The organism is Sulfitobacter sp. G5_S2_6_S6 (assembly GCF_054968505.1).
In genome coordinates this window covers 427,417-444,143 of record NZ_JBQKUI010000002.1, presented here as the reverse complement: position 1 = coordinate 444,143, position 16,727 = coordinate 427,417, and the positions used below count along the sequence as shown (strand labels likewise).

Genomic DNA, 16,727 nt, shown 5'->3' with positions numbered 1-16,727 from the left:
ATCGCCGATGATTGTCTTTCGAAATTTGACCAAAACCTATCATGTGCGGGGGCGACGGAAGACAGTCGCTTCAAATATTAACGTTATTTTTCCAACTGGTATTTCTGTCGGGCTGCTAGGGCGGAACGGCGCTGGAAAATCTACGCTGCTCAAGATCATTGCGGGGGCAACTGACCCTACATCGGGCGAGGTCATCTCTGATGGCAGTGTATCCTTCCCAGTTGGCTTTGCTGGGTCGTTCCACCCCGACATGACGGGGGCACAAAACACGCGCTTCGTTGCACGGATTTATGGTGCAGACACGTCTGCACTGGTCGACTACGTCGCCGATTTTTCAGAGCTTGGGGTTCACTTTCACCTTCCATTCCGAACATACTCCGCCGGTATGAAGTCGCGTCTGGCTTTCGGCGTTTCCATGGGGCTGCAGTTTGACACCTATTTGATTGACGAAATCACCGCTGTCGGAGATGCTCGGTTCAAACAGAAAAGTCGTTCCATTTTTATGGACCGCCTGTCCCGATCTGGTGCAATATTTGTAAGCCACTCCAATGGCATGCTACGAGAACTATGCACTGCAGGCGCTGTTCTAGAGTCCGGAAATCTAGAATATTTTGCCGACATTAACGATGCGATAGCACATCACGAATACAACATGGGGAAATGATCAGCTCATCCCAAGGCGTACCGTATGACTCCATCTCTTCTGCCGGAAAACACCAAGCTTGCCTATTGCATCGGGGCTCAGAAAGCCGGCACGACTTGGCTTTATGAAACCTTGCGCACCAGCAGTCAGATTCATTTTTCGCGCAATAAGGAACTTCATTATTTCAATGTGATCGCGGGTAAGTCTGACCAGGTTTTTGACCTACGTATGAACACGGCGAAAACCTTGGCAAGGGAACTGGTGTCAGAACGCGGCCCCAAGAACCGGCGCAACCTTAGGGTCCTCAGCGAATTGGCTGACCTTTTGTCCATCTACACGGATGCGCCTGAACATCACGAGGCTTATCTTTCCTATCTTACTCAGGGATTTAGCGGCCAGCCTGTGATCTGCGACATCACCCCGGCTTATGCGATACTGGACGCAAAGGACTTCTCTGAAATGGGGAGCCTTGGCGAAAGTTGTTTCATTTTTATTTTGAGGGATCCGATTGATCGTATGTGGTCCCAAATCAGAATGGCCGTTAGCGCGGATGCCGCCCAGGTAGCCGACTTTCAAACGGCTTGCGAGGCGCGCGCGCAGCATTTGATCGACAGTAAACGGCTGCCTAAGTTAGAGCGGGCGAACTATCGGCGCACGATGAGCGAGCTGGAAGCGGTGATCCCTCCACATCGAATTAAATATGTATTTTACGAAGACCTTTTTCACGCTCATACCATGCGCGATATCTGCATGTTCTTAGGTATTTCGCCGATTTCACCCAAAGCTGATCTTCGCAGTAATTCTGGTCGCCACGCCATGTTGCCAGAGCACCTAAAACACAGTTTTAGAGAGGCCTTTGCCCTACAGTATGACTTCATTATAAATCGTTTTGGCGCAGCGACGCCCGCACGATGGCAGGTCAACAGCGCGCAGAGGGTACCAGGATGATAGGTCGGGTCGCACGCCGACGAAGAACAATGGTCTTTGCGACGCCGCGCATTATCGTCGCGCTGATACTTCGCGAAATCGGGACCAGCTATGGCCGGTCCCCGGGTGGGTATATTTGGGCATTGGCTGAACCCGTTCTCGGGATCGCGCTGTTGACCGCAATATTCTCGATCGGGTTTCGTATGCCCCCCCTCGGAAACAATTTTCCAATCTTCTACGCTACAGGATTGCTGCCCTTTTTGATGTTCGTCGATCTCAGCAACAAGGTCGCGCAGGCGATCAACTATTCGAAACAGCTACTAGCCTACCCGCGCGTGACTTTCGTCGACGCCATCTTGGGGCGGTTCATCCTCAATTTTCTCACTCAACTTCTTGTAGGCTTTATCGTACTGAGTGGGATCATTTTTCTGTTTGATACGCGGGCCGCAATAAATGCATCAGACATCGTGTCAGCTCTGACTATGATTGCCGCGCTTTCACTGGGCGTGGGGGTATTCAACTGTTTTATGATGTCAATGTTTCAGGTCTGGCAACGTGTCTACGGGATTTGCACGCGGCCGCTTTTGCTACTGTCCGGCGTCATCTTTTTATATGAAACGATACCCGAACCCTACCGCGGCTATCTTTGGTTCAATCCACTGATCCACGTGGTCGGCCGCGTCAGGTCCGGATTTTATCATAACTACGACGTACCCTATGTCTCCTCAGCCTATGTTTACGCCGTTGCCGCGATACTGGGTCTTTTTGGCCTTGTATTATTAAGGCGCTATCACCGTGACATTCTGGAACGGTAACGATCCCAGCGTGGCAGTTTAAACTTTAAAAGCTTTCGAAGTCGCCGTTTAGGATAGATAGGTTTTCGACGCCCAACAGGTCCAGTGTTTTGCCGCTGCCAAAATCCAGCACGATATGCCCCTCGGCCCCTTTGCGTGCGAACGACTGAAGTTGGCTCATCGATAAACTTCCCCCACCCCAAAGGGCAGAATCCAGCGAAAGAGTGTCAATTTCGTTTTGAAAGCTCAGGATAGTGTCTTGGCCTGCACCATAGATAAACCGATCCGCCCCGATCCCACCGGACAGCACGTCGTTTCCCGCGCCGCCATCAAGCGTATCGTGACCGGCATTGCCTTTGATCAAATCATCGCCGTCTCCGCCGATCAGCTGGTCGGCACCATTGTCGCCCGACAGCGTATCGTTCCCGGACCCACCGTTAACCGTATCGTTGTTGATCCCCCCGGCAAGACGGTCATTCCCGCTGTCCCCCTGCAGAAAATCTGCCCCCGCATTTCCGAAAAGCTGATCATTCCCGCTGCCGCCAAGCAGTTGATCCGCACCGGCGCTACCCTCCAAACGGTCTTTGCCGGCACCGCCCCACAGGCTATCGGCATTTAACCCGCCGATCAGATGGTCATCGTCCCTATCCCCATAGAGCCGATCCGCACCGTTATTGCCGGTTAACGTGTCGTTCCCATCGCCACCGCCAAGCGCGTCATACCCGTCGCCGCCCCACAGGGCGTCGTCCCCATCACTACCGCGCAAAGTGTCCCAGCCGATACCGCCCCAGATCTGATCCCCCTCGGTCCCACCGTCAATCAGATCGCTTCCGCCGTTACCATAGATCGTGTCGGCCCCAGCTTCGCCAAGAATCGTATCATTGCCGCCTGCGCCGATCAGCCTGTCGCCATCCGCGCGCCCACTGATATGATCATCGGCCGCATCCCCTTCCAGCACATCCGACTGGGGCGTGCCAACCAGAACCAACGGGGTCGGTGCGGTGGGGAGGGATGGCGTATCAGCTTCCTCTGGCAGGGTCCAATCCGGCATGAAACGCGACTGCCCAATCAGATCGAGCGCTTGAACCTCCTCCTCGCTAAGGGACTGTCCGTTCGATGTTTTTATCTCTAGCCGCTCCTCACCAAAGGACAGAACCGCACCGTCTTTGGTCGAAGATATGGTCAACTGAGACCCATGTCTCAGGAACGGCCAGGCCGACAGATCAATACTGTCCTGCGCGCTGTCGAAATCGGCAATCGTATCGGCCTCCCCATCTGCGGAAAGGACAAAAAGATCGCGGCCGGAGCCGCCGGTCAACAGATCACGGCCGCCGCCGTCTCGCAAAATATCATCCCCTGCGCGCCCGGCGATATGGTCCGCGCCATCCCCGCCGGATAGCAAATCGCCCCCCGTGCCGCCTGTCAGCGTGTCAGCTTGATCACCCCCTGTTGCCGCCGCAACCCGGTCAGAAATATCCACCGTAAAGATGCTCAGCCCCGCTTCGGCACCCGAGGCGACGGCGAGGTGCAGTAAATCTCCTTGTACCGAAAAGTTAAGCGCCGACACCGCGTCAAGCGTGCTCCCTTCCGTGTCTTCGATCGACACCAGATGCATCAACCGGCCATCGTCCATCAATTCGAAGACCGAAACACCGTCATCTCCGCCCGCCGCCGCCACATAGGCGCGGCCGCGATGTGTTGCGGTCTCGATCACATGCACCCCGTCAAATCGCGTGTCCCGCGTGTCGAGGACGTGATCCGTTAAGGTTAACCCACCATTTTCCCCCAACATCGCGACGCTCAAACTCGCGCTTCCCGCCGCGGCCAATATCGCAAATCCATGCCCCCCAACCTCTACAAAGGCTGTCGCGCTTGGCCTGCCGATCCCCACGCCATCCTCCGCCGCGATACGAGAGACTTCTCGCGGGATACCATTCCCATCCAATTTGAACGAAATAAATGCGTCGTCCCGCGCCGAGGACGCCAGCAGATACGGCGTGCTTCCGACATACCCGACGCTCAGCCCGGTCAGACCTGCCTCTGACGCGACGCCACTGTCGCCCGATATGCGCGTCAGCGCCCCATTGTCGCCCATGCGCCACGACCCGATGCTATCCGCCCCCCGCACCAGCCCGTATAGATGGCTCTGCCCGCTTAAATCCAGCGTCTCAACGGCCAGTAACTGGGCAGGCACGGCACCACCGGTCACGGCAGAAACATTACCAAAGCGCCCATCATCTGTTAACGCAACGCGGGTGAGCGCGGCGTTATCCGCCCCCGTGAGCAATAGCGCACCGTCTACGACCTCCAGCCTGCTGGTGACCCCGGCCCGCGTGTCCCCGGCGATGGCCCGACTGTCCACAAACCGAAGCCCCCCTTCCGCATCAATGCGATAGGCCAGCAAGTCACCGCCACCAAAGCGCGAGGTCGTGTACAGCACCGCCCCGCCAGAGGATTGGACAACCGCCATATCCGTCACCCCGGTCAGCGCCATATCCTCCCGCGCGGACAATGTGGTTTTGTGCTCAAGCTCCATCGGTTTATTCCCCTACATGTTCCGGGGATAAAGATGGGCCGAATTCCTTAACGGCAGCTTCAGCATTTAAGGCGGCAATGTGGCCCTTTCATACAATTGTCAGGTTTTCGCAGATCAGAGGTATAGGCCACCGCTTTGCGTCGTGCCCGCGATATCGCCCGGCAGCACGGTCCCGCCACTTTGCACCACAGCGTTGCTGCTCACGTCAAAACGTTTGCCCGTGGCTGTGCCGGTGAAACCATGCCCGCTGAAGTCCGCCTGCCCAGCCATCTCGCACCTCACAAACGCAGTGGCAAAGTCGGGCGTATTCGCCAGCGTCACCGTCTGCATCCCCCGCGCCAGCACAGCCCCCTGCGACAGACGCAGATGATACGCGGCATCGCCGTCGATAACGTACGAACCCGCACCCTCGACGCGCCCGCCAACGATATCCAGATGTCCCCCCGCCGCGCCAAAGATGACCTCATCAACCTCTAACACCGCTTCCGGCAACACCCGGATCGCCGGGTCGGCACCGGAGGTTTCTATCCTCATACCCCGCAAACTCAGACGCCCCGAAACCAGCTCGATCACCGACCCTGTCGCTGTCATCGTGACCGCGTCGGGGTCGCCGGTATTCCCGACAAGCTCAACCAGACCTCCCCCCAATGCCGCGCCTACCGCGACTGGCGAAGCGCCCAGATCATAGCTGCCATCCGCCAACTGAACCGTGACGGCGTGGCCTGCGCTGTCCAAACGGACGACTTCCTCCATCGCACGGCCTAGCGACGCAAAGGCAGCCGCCCCCGTGCCCCGCCCACTTTGCCCATCGCCACCCTGAAGGGGGTCCACGTAGTAAACGCGAGCGGCAGTCAGCCGCTCTCGCCAACCCGAGACTGGGGCGGTCACACGCCCGCTCGCCGCTTCAATGCGCAAAGCTTCCGCCCAATTTGCGCCGTCTGCGCTGACCTTGATGGCGAAATCATCGCTTCCCGAGGTCCCCATCTCGGCCCGCCCCCCGAAGGCGGTCTGGAACAGCAGACTGGCCGTGTCCCCTTCGGCTGCCTTGTTGATCTTCACCTGATGCCCCGCCCCGGCATTGTTGAACAGCACCGCATCCGACGCCACAACCAACCGGTTATACGCATCCGGCGCCGCCCCGACACCAAGCCGAGGCACATCTTGCAACCCCGGCACCGCCCAGCGCGCGCCGTCGTAAACCACTTGGGTTTGGCCGGGGGCCACAGATGCCACCCAGCCCGGCATCGGCGCGATAAACTGCCACGCCCCGTCCACGAACACTGCCACCGCGTGGTCATGCCCCGCCCAATCCCCGACAGCGTTTGAGGCCACCAGATACCGATCCCCCTCGCCTGCGGTCGCGGGTGGCGTAGTTTCGGTGAAAGACAGGACCGACAGTTGCACAATCGCATCCAAAAGCCGCAGCGCCTCGTTATGGGTTACATGCTTTTGCGCTTGCGACGGTTGAATATACGGAAGGGCGAGAACGGGGGATGTATCGGTCATATGGTGGCTCCTGTTCGGTAGATGGTGATCAGGGCTCACCCTGCCGCAGACAGGTTAACGCGAGCCTGCACCACCGCGCGCGGTATTGCGTAACCGCTCTTATCCTTCATTTCGCAACCAGCGGCTGACAATCCAAAACCGACCCGCTACAAGACCGCCTAGCGCAGAGGGGCCAGCGGGCCGCAAGGAGCGGGGCAGCCGGATATGACATCGCCACAACGCCACCCGAATGGGGCAGCCACATGACCACGATGATCCCCGCCTGGGTCAACGGCAAGCTTACCCCCGTCGAAAAGCTCGAGGTCCACCAGCGCGGTCTGCGCCATAAGGCTATCTCGGTTTTCGTCATGCGCGGACGCGAAACCCTGATCCAGCGGCGGGCGCTTGGCAAATATCACACCCCCGGTCTCTGGGCGAACGCCTGCTGTACCCATCCGTTCTGGGAGGAACCCGCGCTCACCTGCGCCAAACGGCGACTGGACGAAGAGCTGGGGATCAGCGGCCTAAGGCTCGACCATCGCGACCAGGTCGAATACCGCGCCGATGTGGGCGGCGGCCTGACCGAACATGAGCTGGTAGAGATTTACGTCGCCGAAGACGTCGCGCTCACCGATGTGACCCCGAACCCCGCCGAAGTGATGGACACCGCCTGGGTCGACCTCTCCGACCTCGCCCGCCAGACCCAAACCACGCCAGAGCGTTTTACCCCCTGGCTGCGCATCTATCTGGCCGAACACATGGACAGCATCTTTACCGCTTAATCCTCAGTCTCGTCCGACGGTTCTGGCGTAAACAGCATGAACAGCGCATTCCCTTCGCGCAGCAAGTGCACCTCGGCATCACCGGCAGTCATATCTGGCCGGGACGGGCAGGTATCAGGCAGCTCGTCACAGGCGACCGCCGTCTTTCCGGTCAACTGTTTCAGCCGGAACGGCAGCGCTTTGTAAGATTGTATGCCGGCCTTTAGCCCAGCGGCAATTTTCGACGAATCGCCATAGACATAGACCGGCCCCTCCGTCGCCCGCACCTCCTGCGCCCAGAGTTTGGTATCACTACGCCAATCATTGGACTGCCCATAGGCTAGAAACAGCTGGATGAACCACACCCCGACGATCAACAGCAATAGATTGCGCCCTAAACGGCCGTATAGACCCTCATCCTCGCTCAATATCTGAACCGCACGCACCACAGTGAGCGCAAAGAAAACCCAAAAGAAGATAAACGCGCGCGGCGGAACGATCACCCCCAGCTTCAGCGCCTGAACCACCGTCAGCGCCAGCCCGATCGCCATACCAGCCGCAAGATACAAAGCCTCAAGCGGCGCGCGCTTGCGCAGCACATTCAGGGCAATGATATAGACGAAAGGAATAAGCCCGATCAGCGGCGGATACCCGATGCCGGTCCGGTTGAGGAACAGCGTAAATGTTTCCCCCAGCTTCGGCAGGTTCGCGATCATCCCGCCAATCCCGTCCCCCGCGGTCGGATCACGCCAATCGGCTACAGGCACGCCAAACACACCGTGAACCTGCCAGTTCAACGTATAGACCGTCAGCACCGCGACAACGAAGCTTGCGCAAAACAGCGCCATCAGCTCCGCCAGATCGCGGATTGACCGGTCCCGCGTGCGCGCAATGCAAATCGCCAACAGCAGCAGCGGATAGGTCGTATAGGCCATAAAGCTGACGATCACGAAAATCGGCAATAGCCAGCGCAACTGCGCGCTGGAGATGTAACAGGCCAGCACCGCAAACAGCGCCACAACAGCCAACCCGGGGATGAGCGTATTGAACCAGAGCGAGATCAACATCTCGGACGGGCAAACCACCAGCAGCAGGGCCAGCACGACAGTAAACCAGCGCTGCGCACCGGGCCCCATCGCCGCAACGGCAAACGCAGCGACAAACGCCGCCCATAGGCTCTGATACAGGGCAAAGTTCAGCCAGGCAGGCGTAACCACCTCGCGCAGGTGCCAGATGTAGTTCAGCCACCGCCCCTCGTGCAGGGTCTTGTTCCAAAAGGCGGGCGCATCTGCGAAAAAGGCGGGATAGTCATCATGGCGGATCATCGGATCCAGCAGATTTTGCCCCGTCAGCAAGAACGCCGCCACCAGTGTGATCAGGAAGACCGGTGCCAGCTGCAGCCGTTCAGATTCGGCCCGCATCGCCAACTGCCGCCCGACCGCCGCCGTCATACAACCGCGCGACCCAGGGTTTTGGCACGGCGCGCCCGCAGGGCAAGCACCATCGCCCGCGCTTGCGCAATGGCAGTGACAACGCCGCGTGGCAGGGTCTTGACCACAGCCAAACGCAACCGCCAGCCAAGGCTACCCGCGTTGCGCAGCTTTTGGCCCGCAGGCACTTGGGTCGCGAGGATCTCTTTCGGCAAACCCGCGCGCCCGGCCTCATTCACATACAGGATCGCGTTGTAACGATACCAGGGCGCGATATCCTTGTTGTCTTTCAATGCAGGGCGCACGCAATCATAGGCGACATAGCCTTTAGCCGCGAAAATATCCTGCCAGAAGGACAATGGCTGTTCATTCACGTGAAACTCGCCCCCCTGTCCGGTGACCGCAGCGGAAAACAACACACGATCAGATGCCCGCGTGAGGCTATCAACCAGAACCTCCGAGGCTTTGGTGGGCAGATGCTCCCCGACCTCAAGGCTCTGCGCCAGATCAAAGCGACGGCCCGTCTTTACCGGCTGTGTCAGATCGGCGGCCATGAACTGCTCTGGCGCGACTGCCAGTTGCGCCCGGTCTACATAGTCCCCGTCTACCGCCAGCACGTCCTCCGCGCCACCTTTGCGCCATTCATCCATCCAAACACCGCGTCCACTGCCCAGATCGATCACCGTCGTGGGCTTCAGCAAAGGAAACAGCAATGACACAAACGGTTTTGCCGACGCGCGCGCACTTTGGTTGATGTAGTCGAAAAATGTATCACTGTAGATATGGCTCATGACATGTACTCCGTCTTGGGGTGCGGCAAGGCGAACACCCATAGGGTCATCAAAATATAGTTCTGCACCGGTAGATACAGCGCAACGGCCAGCGCCGCCGCCCAGGCCGGCATCCCCAAAGCCTCTGCCAGAGGGCCCGTGACAAGCATCGACATGCCAAAACCGCAGCCCACCATGATGGCGAATTTTGTGATCTGGCTGCGATTGATCAGCCGCCGTTCAAAGGTGAACAAGGCATGACCAATGTACTGCAGCACGATCGCCAGAAAAAACGCCAGCGCATTGGCTGCCGGTTGTGGCACCCCCGCCGCCAGAAACGCCGGATACATCGCCACGTAGGATAATGCCGTCATAATGCCGACAACCCCAAAGCGGGCGCACTTATAGTCAAAAACACGCATCAGGCACGCAACCGTTTCACGTCTGGGACCATATCGCGCGTATCATCGCTCACGAAATAAAGCGGGCGATCCTTGGCCTCGACGTAAAGGCGACCGATATACTCCCCCAGAATACCCAGCGTCAAAAGCTGCGCCCCCGAGAAGAAGCTAACGGCGAGCACCACCGACGCCCAACCCGGTGCCGTCTGGTACACGACCAGCGAATAGATCACATAAACGGCCATCAACGCCGCCATGAACAAGCTGACAAAAGACAGACGCGTCGCAAGTTTCAACGGCTTCGTCGAAAAGGCGGTCATCGCGTCGATGGCAAAGCGCATCATGGCGCGGAAGGGATATTTGGTTTCGCCCAAGGCGCGTGGTGCGCGGATATATTCAATACCCACCTGTTTAAAGCCTGCCCAAGCGAACATCCCCCGAATAAAACGGGCCTTTTCCGGCATCGCCAGCACCGCATCCAGCGAGCGACGGTTGACCAAACGGAAATCGCCCGTGTCCTGCGGGATCGGGACATCGGACATGGCATTGAGGAAGCGGTAGAACAGATGCGCCGTGGCCTTCTTGAACATGGTCTCGCCTTGGCGCTCGCTACGACGGCCGTAAACCACGTCAAACCCGCGATCCATCATGAACATCATGTCGACCAGCAATTCCGGCGGATCTTGCAAATCGGCATCCAGCATAAAAATGCGTTCGCCCTGTGCCGCCTCAAGCCCGGCGGTCAGCGCGATTTGATGCCCGCGATTGGCCGAAAGCTTGATACCCACCAGTTGCGCACAGCCGGCTTGCGCGGCCTCGATCGCTTTCCACGTGGCATCGGTGGATCCATCATCCACCAGAATAATCTCGGCCCGATCTTTCCACGGCGCGATTGCCTGCGTCAGCCGCGATACCAGCCCCGGGATCGAGGCTTCTTCGTTCATGCAAGGGATCACAACAGAAAGATACATATCACACCGCCTGAATAATTGACCCGTTCAGGGGTAATGAGGCGATGTGGCTGAAATAGGGCACCGATGGGTTCTATTTGCGAAACCTCTGGCCGTTAGACATTCCCTTTGAAACATAAAAGGCCGGACATTTCTGCCCGGCCTTTGGTCATCAATCGTGGTCAGATCAATTGCTGACCGCGTTCCCCACACTCAGGATCTGCGGCAGGATCTGCGAAACAGCGCGGCTCCATTTGGTGACGGGCTGCTGCGCGATAAAGATGATGTCATCGGGGCGCAGCTCGAACCGCGGGGCCAGCGCGAAATTCGCGGCGTTGCGGGCATCCAGATGCCACGCGGTAATGGCGCCCAGTTCGCGCGGGTCAGAGGAGGCGCGCAGCACATAGACCTGCGATACATCGCCGGTCGACGACGCCACACCACCCGCATCATACAAGGCATCTGCCAGACTTGCCTTACGCTCGTACGGCAAGGCAAAGCGCGACTGCGTTCCAACCTCACCCGCGAGATAGACATAGTCGCGATCATCGGCGCCTAGATCACGGCGTGCTTTATAGTTATCGCGGGCTTCGTCCAGATTATCGCGGCGCAAGGACACCTCAAGCTGAAGCTCCTGTAATGCCGAGGCGCGTGCCGCCTGACGCGCCTGAACCAAAGTAATCTGCTGCGCGAAATATTCCTGCGCACGCGCCAGTTCGTATTCCGTATCAACAAAGATCGCATCGCCGGGCAGCAGACGGGTCTTGGTCAGGCTCGCGCGGGAATAAAGCTGCGACAGCGGGATCTGATACAGCGTACCATCACGGTACAAACGGATCGAGGCATAGTCCTGATCCTCGACCGTGATCCCGCCGGCAGCGGCCAAGGCTTCTTCCAGATAGAGCGGCGTCAGCGTTACCGGCACAACAGTCGGCTGCGACACGGCACCCCCGATGGACACACGGCGCGAGTTGAACTCGGAAATCTCGAGGCTGAAAGTCGGGTCAATCTGGTTCTCGACCAGACGCTGGAACAAGGCCGCTTCGGCGTCTTCAATGGTCAAACCGGCAATACGCACACGGCCCACATCGGGAATGTTGATCGATCCGTCATCCTGCACCGTATAGCCTTGGCGCGCGTTTTGTGCGGCCAGCAGCCCGGTCAACTGTTCAACCGATCCGGCGGCGCGCGGCGTGGCCAGCAGCACCACATCACCGATACCAATCTCGTAGGGACCGGGATCAACCGGGGGCGGCAGGCGCAGCTCAAGCGCGTTGGGGCGGGTCTGAACGTCGAGTGTGGGCGATGGCAGCGCCCCGGTTCCACGCAGCCCCGAGCCAGAGCCTGCGGTGCGGGAAAACACATCGGGCAGGCTCCGTGGCGCATAGGCGGATCTATTCGCCTGAATGACGGATTCAGCAGTGAGGTTCATTACCCGTACATTGGTGCCGCCAGCGACGCCCTCTACAACTTCAGGTGTTCGGTAAACCGTACCACAGCTTGCAAGGGTCAGGCCCAAAACAGCTACCAATAGGTATCGCACTTTAATACTCCCATTCATCATGTGACACCTCGCCCCCAGACAGGTTCGGCCCCTGTTAACCTTAACGGGCGGCGGCCTTGGTCATCAAATACCCGACCTCGTCACCCGCCCATTGCCGCGCCTGTACAATGGCACCGCTCTTTACACTGACCCAATACGTATTCCGAAACGACTGGTCCAGACTTTTACAATCCTCGGTTACAACCCGCGTCGGCACGGTGCCGATCTCAAGCGCGAGCGTCGCGCTGCCCTGCGGCTCCACCAGACAGCGATACGCGCGGGTAGAAATCTCATCCAATCCTGTCAGATTGCTGTGCAACCGGTCTGAATAACCGCGCCGCCCGGACAGGATCAGCGCCTTGGGCTCCGACACATCAGCGGCGAAGAGTTCAGACCCAAGGCCGCGTGTACCTTGCAGCATCCCGTCTTCCAGCATCAGCGCCGTTAAATCCGAACTCAGCCATGTATCGACACCGTTCACACGCGCCTCGCGCAGCATGCGGCCGGTTTGTGCACGGTTTTCTACGGTCAGCAGCAAGGCGGGGGTAGCGGTATCCTGCACCAGCGCGGCAAAACGCGGCGGAAACCCTTGCGAGGTTTTGGGCACGACTGAATCGTCGTCCACAGCAACGGCAACACCACGCGCCAGAAGATTCTGACTGGCGCTACAGGCTGTGAGGCCCGCCAGACACAGACCAAGGGTCAACGCACGTAAGATCATCGCAGGTATCTCCCCCAGCTGTCCCGCAGCTCTTTGCCGCGATAGTCGCGCACGACCCCGTGCAAACGGTTGGCGACAGCAAGACGCGCCCCGCCGTCGCGTGTAATCGGCTTGATTGTTTGCTGGACTTTCGTCCGCGACGGGCGTCCGGTCAGCCACGAAAGCGGCACTTCGAACCGCAGGCCCTTGTCGAAAGACCCTTCACCAAAATCATCAAAGGACACATCCGTGAGCGTGAAATACCCGCCAACCTTGAACCCGTTGTTAAATTCACGATCCAAAGAGAACGTCGCGCCATAGTCACCCGCAAGATAGCGACCAACGTCTAGCTGCCCGAAGAACCCATTGCCCAGATCATAATAGGCAGAGGCATGGCCGGTCACAACGTCATAGTCCTGAAACCCGAACAGCATGTCGAAATCACGTTGTTTGACATAGTTCAGCTCTGCCCCAAGTGCGAGCCGGCTATCCATCGGATACCAAAGCACCTCGGTCGACACGCCGCCAAACATCCCTTCCAGATACCCTGCAGAAACACGACCGAACAGGTTTTTCCCCGGGCGGAACAAATACTCCGCCGTGAGGCTGTTCACCTCAAGCTCAGATTCCTTTGCATAGCGTATAGCATTAGAGCGGACCGGCTCGATCACGGAATCCGACACGCGGAACGATTTATCGATATTACCCACCAGCGGATAGCGGAAACGACCCGCAAAGGTCAGCCCCGGACGGGGCCGGTAATCCATCTTAAGCTGGACGCCTAAATCGGCCCTGATCGGGCTGTTAGGGTCGAAAAAGGACGTGGCGAGATATGGGCCGATCGACGTGTCAAAGACCGGATAGACATCCGCCAACTCGCCTTCGCGGCCCTGATCGTGCCCGTCTTCCAGACGCGCCCGCGCCAGACTGCGCCAGGCACCATCGTAATCAAACTGCAGCTCTTCCAGATCGGATCTTTGCGTCACGATCTGGTTCAGCGGCACGCCGCGCTCCAGAAACACGACCGTGAACTCTTCGATCGCGGGGGGTAGCGTCACCGCCATGGCCCGCGCCGTGCGCCCTGCCGCTTGGGCCTCATTGTCGAAACGGGTGTTTTCCACGCGCACGGTCGCGCGGTTGCCCGACATGGTGAAGCCTTGCAGCTCCAGCCCGTCTTCCGCCAGCACACGCTGCAAAACGGTCTCGACCGCATCACGCCCGCCCCCGGCAGCAGAGTTGTTCCACTCAGCAATCGCCAGACGGTTGCGCGCGCCGACGGTGCGCGGGGCCTGCTCCAACCCGCCGGGTACAGACGGTTTCTTGGGGTTGATGACATAGCTCAGCTGCGCGCCGACCTCATGCCCCCCGACGACAAACCCCTTGAGGTGCACACCGTTCTTGAAACGATACTCCAACCCCACGTTGAGGGGCGAAGACACGTCGATGCCCGTGTTCACCGATTCCCGCGTGTATTCATCGGGGGAGTATTCGGCGAATAGCGTCATCTGGTCCGACACATTCCACTGCACGCCCGCGAAGACCGACGTCGGCCCGCGGAACCAGTTCCCTGTTTCTAGCTGGCCGCCCGTGTTGGCGTCGCGCGTCCGTGTGTCAAACCGGTCTGACAAAATACTGAACGGATTCGAGAATGAGTTCCGCCCCGCAAGCCGCCCCCATCCCAGACCGCCGGTGACCTCCAGCTTCGACCCGAAGCTTTTGGTGGCCACAAAATATTCACTGCTCAGGATACCGGTGCCTAAAAAGTCACGCAAACCCACGGCGAAAGCAGGGCGTAGGTCGGTTTCATCCCAGATCTGGTAATGCACATCAAAGCTGCGGTCGAAGGTATCGCCATCAAGGAACGCATTGGTACTGATATTCTTAATCTGCGAATACCGGAATGTCCCATAGAGACGCGGCAAGACCTGGAACGTTGCTGAATACCGGTAGTTGGGGCCAAACGTGCTTGCCGTGAAGGCCAGATCGCCGTCCTTCAACACGCGGGCCGTCGGCATTTCAACCAACCCGGGTGTGCCGTAGGTCGATAAAGATTGCGCTGAACCTTCGGCAAGACTAGTGACGCAAAACGCCCCGGCTAGCATCGAACAAGCTAGTTTCCTCGAGCGCCCTTGCATCTGCTAACCTACCTATTAATTAATTGTTGCGAATACCGGGACCGTAGAGAAGTTTAGGAAGGACTACACTTTGTGTGCCGTCCAATCAACGGATTTACCATTTCGTTGCGCCAGTTTTGCAACACAGAGGATACGCCAAGACCCATGCTGAACCGTTGGTTTAAACGCCGTCAACCTGACCCCGAGCCCGAACCCCATTTCGATCCGATCACACCGGATGTGCCCGTGATTGCGATCGGAGATATTCACGGGCGTTTTGATCTGCTTGAAAGACTGCCCGAACCTCCGGCCGGCACACAGGTGATCTGCGTCGGCGACCTTGTCGACCGCGGCGAACAAAGCGCGCAGGTTCTGCAGGCGCTGCACGAACAGCCCGATATCATCACGCTTATGGGCAACCACGAACAGATGATGCTAAAGTTTATCGACAATCCGAAAGAGAATGGTCCGCGCTGGCTCCGGTACGGCGGGCTCCAGACTTTGTCGAGCTTTGGCGTCTCGGGCGTGTCGCAAACATCCTCTGGTGACGATCTTGAACGCGCCCGCGATGCCCTGCAAGGTGCTATGGGCGAGGCCTTGCTTGACTGGGTGATCAACCTTCCGACCTCTTGGATGTCGGGCAATGTCGCCTTCGTCCACGCCGCTGCTAACCCACTGATCCCTATCAAGGATCAGGAAAGCCGGACGTTGCTTTGGGGGCATGAGGATTTCGGGCGCAAACGCCGCCGTGACGGCATCTGGGTCGTACACGGGCACACAATCGTCGACACGCCGATGATCAAGGGCGGCGTGGTGTCGATCGACACCGGTGCCTACGCGACGGACAAGCTCACCGCCGCAACGATCCACAATGGCGAGGTCGAATTTAACTACCTTTGATCTGACGGCATCCCGATTTTAACCACACCTTAGGATACCTCTGCTTTAGCTGACACACCGGCACATGCGTCGGTGTTTGGTTGCTATGGGTAAGAGGTGACGATGGCGTTTATCGATATCGGGATACGGCAGGGCAGTGATGTCCATGCACGTCGGGCACCACTTTACGAACGTGGCGGGAAACGGGTGTTCGACCTTGCCGTCAGCCTCGCGTTGCTGCCGCTGATCCTGCCGGTGATTATCGTTTTATACTGTCTGGTGGCATCCACGGGTCAGGGCGGCCTTTATGCCCACCCGAGGATTGGGCGCGCCGGCAAGGTTTTCCGCTGTTGGAAAATCAGAACGATGGTCCCTGATGCACAGGCCGCGCTGCCGGCGATTCTATTGGCGCGACCTGATCGCGCGCTGGAATGGGCGTTGTACCAAAAGCTGACCAAAGATCCGCGCGTGATCCCCGGCGGCCATTTCCTGCGTCGCACCGGTCTGGATGAACTGCCCCAGATCTGGAACGTACTGCGCGGCGATATGTCTTTGGTCGGGCCGCGCCCCGTCACCCGGGCGGAGCTGCACAGCTACGGTGATGCACGCCAGGCTTACCAACGGGTGCGCCCGGGGGTCACAGGGCTTTGGCAGGTATCGGGGCGCGGCATCCTGCTGTTTGCCGAACGCGCTTCGCTTGATGAACGCTATGCCCGCCAGCCAAGCTTTATGGGCGATCTCAAGATCATCGCGCGCACTCTGCCCGTCCTGTTGCGCCCCACCGGATACTGACG

At 58.7% G+C, this 16,727-nt stretch carries 15 protein-coding genes; 6 read left to right on the top strand and 9 right to left on the bottom strand.

Translation table 11 applies throughout. The annotated features are described in order from the left end of the window. Nucleotides 1–7 precede the first annotated feature (7 nt). Genes ACTRWK_RS06165 through ACTRWK_RS06155 form a run of 3 tightly spaced genes read left to right on the top strand, consistent with a single transcriptional unit; the run spans nt 8 to nt 2,385 of the window. Nucleotides 8–664, top strand: coding sequence for an ABC transporter ATP-binding protein (locus ACTRWK_RS06165; RefSeq protein ID WP_005850904.1), 657 nt, complete (start codon nt 8–10; stop codon nt 662–664). Nucleotides 665–688: 24 nt separating this feature from the next. Beyond that, nucleotides 689–1,591, top strand: coding sequence for a sulfotransferase (locus ACTRWK_RS06160; RefSeq protein WP_037942333.1), 903 nt, complete (start codon nt 689–691; stop codon nt 1,589–1,591). Between the two features lie 29 nt (nt 1,592–1,620). After that, nucleotides 1,621–2,385, top strand: coding sequence for an ABC transporter permease (locus ACTRWK_RS06155; protein ID WP_009825770.1), 765 nt, complete (start codon nt 1,621–1,623; stop codon nt 2,383–2,385). A 25-nt stretch (nt 2,386–2,410) separates the two neighbouring features. On the opposite strand, the gene ACTRWK_RS06150 is transcribed toward ACTRWK_RS06155, so the two are convergent. Continuing rightward, the gene (locus ACTRWK_RS06150; RefSeq protein ID WP_289082191.1) at nt 2,411–4,900 is read right to left on the bottom strand and encodes a calcium-binding protein; all 2,490 of its coding nucleotides are present in this window, start codon (nt 4,898–4,900) and stop codon (nt 2,411–2,413) included. 114 nt (nt 4,901–5,014) lie between these two features. Continuing rightward, on the bottom strand, nt 5,015–6,406 hold the full coding sequence (locus tag ACTRWK_RS06145; RefSeq protein WP_289082190.1) for a DUF2793 domain-containing protein: 1,392 nt from the start codon (nt 6,404–6,406) through the stop codon (nt 5,015–5,017). A gap of 242 nt (nt 6,407–6,648) precedes the next feature. Between ACTRWK_RS06145 and idi the strand changes: the two genes are divergently transcribed. Next, complete coding sequence (idi, locus tag ACTRWK_RS06140; RefSeq protein ID WP_289081938.1) at nt 6,649–7,167, top strand: isopentenyl-diphosphate delta-isomerase; 519 nt, start codon at nt 6,649–6,651, stop codon at nt 7,165–7,167. Here the strand turns inward: idi and ACTRWK_RS06135 are convergent. From ACTRWK_RS06135 to ACTRWK_RS06105, 7 genes are all read right to left on the bottom strand, one after another. Continuing rightward, nucleotides 7,164–8,567 carry a hypothetical protein gene (locus tag ACTRWK_RS06135; protein WP_289081937.1) on the bottom strand — a complete coding sequence of 468 codons (1,404 nt, stop codon included), beginning with the start codon at nt 8,565–8,567 and terminating at the stop codon, nt 7,164–7,166. The genes idi and ACTRWK_RS06135 overlap by 4 nt on opposite strands. A gap of 26 nt (nt 8,568–8,593) precedes the next feature. Further along, nucleotides 8,594–9,367, bottom strand: a complete 774-nt coding sequence (locus ACTRWK_RS06130; protein WP_289081936.1) for a methyltransferase domain-containing protein — start codon at nt 9,365–9,367, stop codon at nt 8,594–8,596. Continuing rightward, complete coding sequence (locus ACTRWK_RS06125) at nt 9,364–9,768, bottom strand: GtrA family protein (protein WP_037942347.1); 405 nt, start codon at nt 9,766–9,768, stop codon at nt 9,364–9,366. The genes ACTRWK_RS06130 and ACTRWK_RS06125 overlap by 4 nt, the downstream gene beginning before the upstream one ends. Further along, on the bottom strand, nt 9,768–10,718 hold the full coding sequence (locus tag ACTRWK_RS06120; RefSeq protein WP_037965791.1) for a glycosyltransferase family 2 protein: 951 nt from the start codon (nt 10,716–10,718) through the stop codon (nt 9,768–9,770). The genes ACTRWK_RS06125 and ACTRWK_RS06120 overlap by 1 nt, the downstream gene beginning before the upstream one ends. A 166-nt stretch (nt 10,719–10,884) precedes the next feature. Further along, entirely contained in the window at nt 10,885–12,129 is a 1,245-nt protein-coding gene (locus tag ACTRWK_RS06115) for a polysaccharide biosynthesis/export family protein (protein WP_184583737.1), read from the bottom strand. A gap of 172 nt (nt 12,130–12,301) precedes the next feature. After that, on the bottom strand, nt 12,302–12,961 hold the full coding sequence (locus tag ACTRWK_RS06110) for a YjbF family lipoprotein (protein WP_009825760.1): 660 nt from the start codon (nt 12,959–12,961) through the stop codon (nt 12,302–12,304). Further along, the gene (locus ACTRWK_RS06105) at nt 12,958–15,075 is read right to left on the bottom strand and encodes a YjbH domain-containing protein (RefSeq protein WP_184583736.1); all 2,118 of its coding nucleotides are present in this window, start codon (nt 15,073–15,075) and stop codon (nt 12,958–12,960) included. The genes ACTRWK_RS06110 and ACTRWK_RS06105 overlap by 4 nt, the downstream gene beginning before the upstream one ends. Nucleotides 15,076–15,219: 144 nt before the next feature. On the opposite strand from ACTRWK_RS06105, the gene ACTRWK_RS06100 reads away from it, so the two are divergent. Both ACTRWK_RS06100 and ACTRWK_RS06095 read left to right on the top strand, forming a co-directional pair. Next, entirely contained in the window at nt 15,220–15,954 is a 735-nt protein-coding gene (locus tag ACTRWK_RS06100; RefSeq protein ID WP_289081934.1) for a metallophosphoesterase, read from the top strand. 102 nt (nt 15,955–16,056) lie between these two features. After that, nucleotides 16,057–16,725, top strand: a complete 669-nt coding sequence (locus ACTRWK_RS06095; RefSeq protein WP_243250977.1) for a sugar transferase — start codon at nt 16,057–16,059, stop codon at nt 16,723–16,725. Nucleotides 16,726–16,727: the final 2 nt, after the last annotated feature.

What these genes read in the sequence shown, in the direction of transcription:
- ACTRWK_RS06165 (WP_005850904.1), top strand. Translation starts at nt 8, where the DNA reads ATGATTGTCTTTCGAAATTTGACCAAAACCTATCATGTGCGGGGGCGA.
- ACTRWK_RS06160 (WP_037942333.1), top strand. Translation starts at nt 689, where the DNA reads ATGACTCCATCTCTTCTGCCGGAAAACACCAAGCTTGCCTATTGCATC.
- ACTRWK_RS06155 (WP_009825770.1), top strand. Translation starts at nt 1,621, where the DNA reads ATGGTCTTTGCGACGCCGCGCATTATCGTCGCGCTGATACTTCGCGAA.
- ACTRWK_RS06150 (WP_289082191.1), bottom strand. Translation starts at nt 4,900, where the DNA reads ATGGAGCTTGAGCACAAAACCACATTGTCCGCGCGGGAGGATATGGCG.
- ACTRWK_RS06145 (WP_289082190.1), bottom strand. Translation starts at nt 6,406, where the DNA reads ATGACCGATACATCCCCCGTTCTCGCCCTTCCGTATATTCAACCGTCG.
- idi (WP_289081938.1), top strand. Translation starts at nt 6,649, where the DNA reads ATGACCACGATGATCCCCGCCTGGGTCAACGGCAAGCTTACCCCCGTC.
- ACTRWK_RS06135 (WP_289081937.1), bottom strand. Translation starts at nt 8,567, where the DNA reads ATGCGGGCCGAATCTGAACGGCTGCAGCTGGCACCGGTCTTCCTGATC.
- ACTRWK_RS06130 (WP_289081936.1), bottom strand. Translation starts at nt 9,367, where the DNA reads ATGAGCCATATCTACAGTGATACATTTTTCGACTACATCAACCAAAGT.
- ACTRWK_RS06125 (WP_037942347.1), bottom strand. Translation starts at nt 9,768, where the DNA reads ATGCGTGTTTTTGACTATAAGTGCGCCCGCTTTGGGGTTGTCGGCATT.
- ACTRWK_RS06120 (WP_037965791.1), bottom strand. Translation starts at nt 10,718, where the DNA reads ATGTATCTTTCTGTTGTGATCCCTTGCATGAACGAAGAAGCCTCGATC.
- ACTRWK_RS06115 (WP_184583737.1), bottom strand. Translation starts at nt 12,129, where the DNA reads ATGAACCTCACTGCTGAATCCGTCATTCAGGCGAATAGATCCGCCTAT.
- ACTRWK_RS06110 (WP_009825760.1), bottom strand. Translation starts at nt 12,961, where the DNA reads ATGATCTTACGTGCGTTGACCCTTGGTCTGTGTCTGGCGGGCCTCACA.
- ACTRWK_RS06105 (WP_184583736.1), bottom strand. Translation starts at nt 15,075, where the DNA reads ATGCAAGGGCGCTCGAGGAAACTAGCTTGTTCGATGCTAGCCGGGGCG.
- ACTRWK_RS06100 (WP_289081934.1), top strand. Translation starts at nt 15,220, where the DNA reads ATGCTGAACCGTTGGTTTAAACGCCGTCAACCTGACCCCGAGCCCGAA.
- ACTRWK_RS06095 (WP_243250977.1), top strand. Translation starts at nt 16,057, where the DNA reads ATGGCGTTTATCGATATCGGGATACGGCAGGGCAGTGATGTCCATGCA.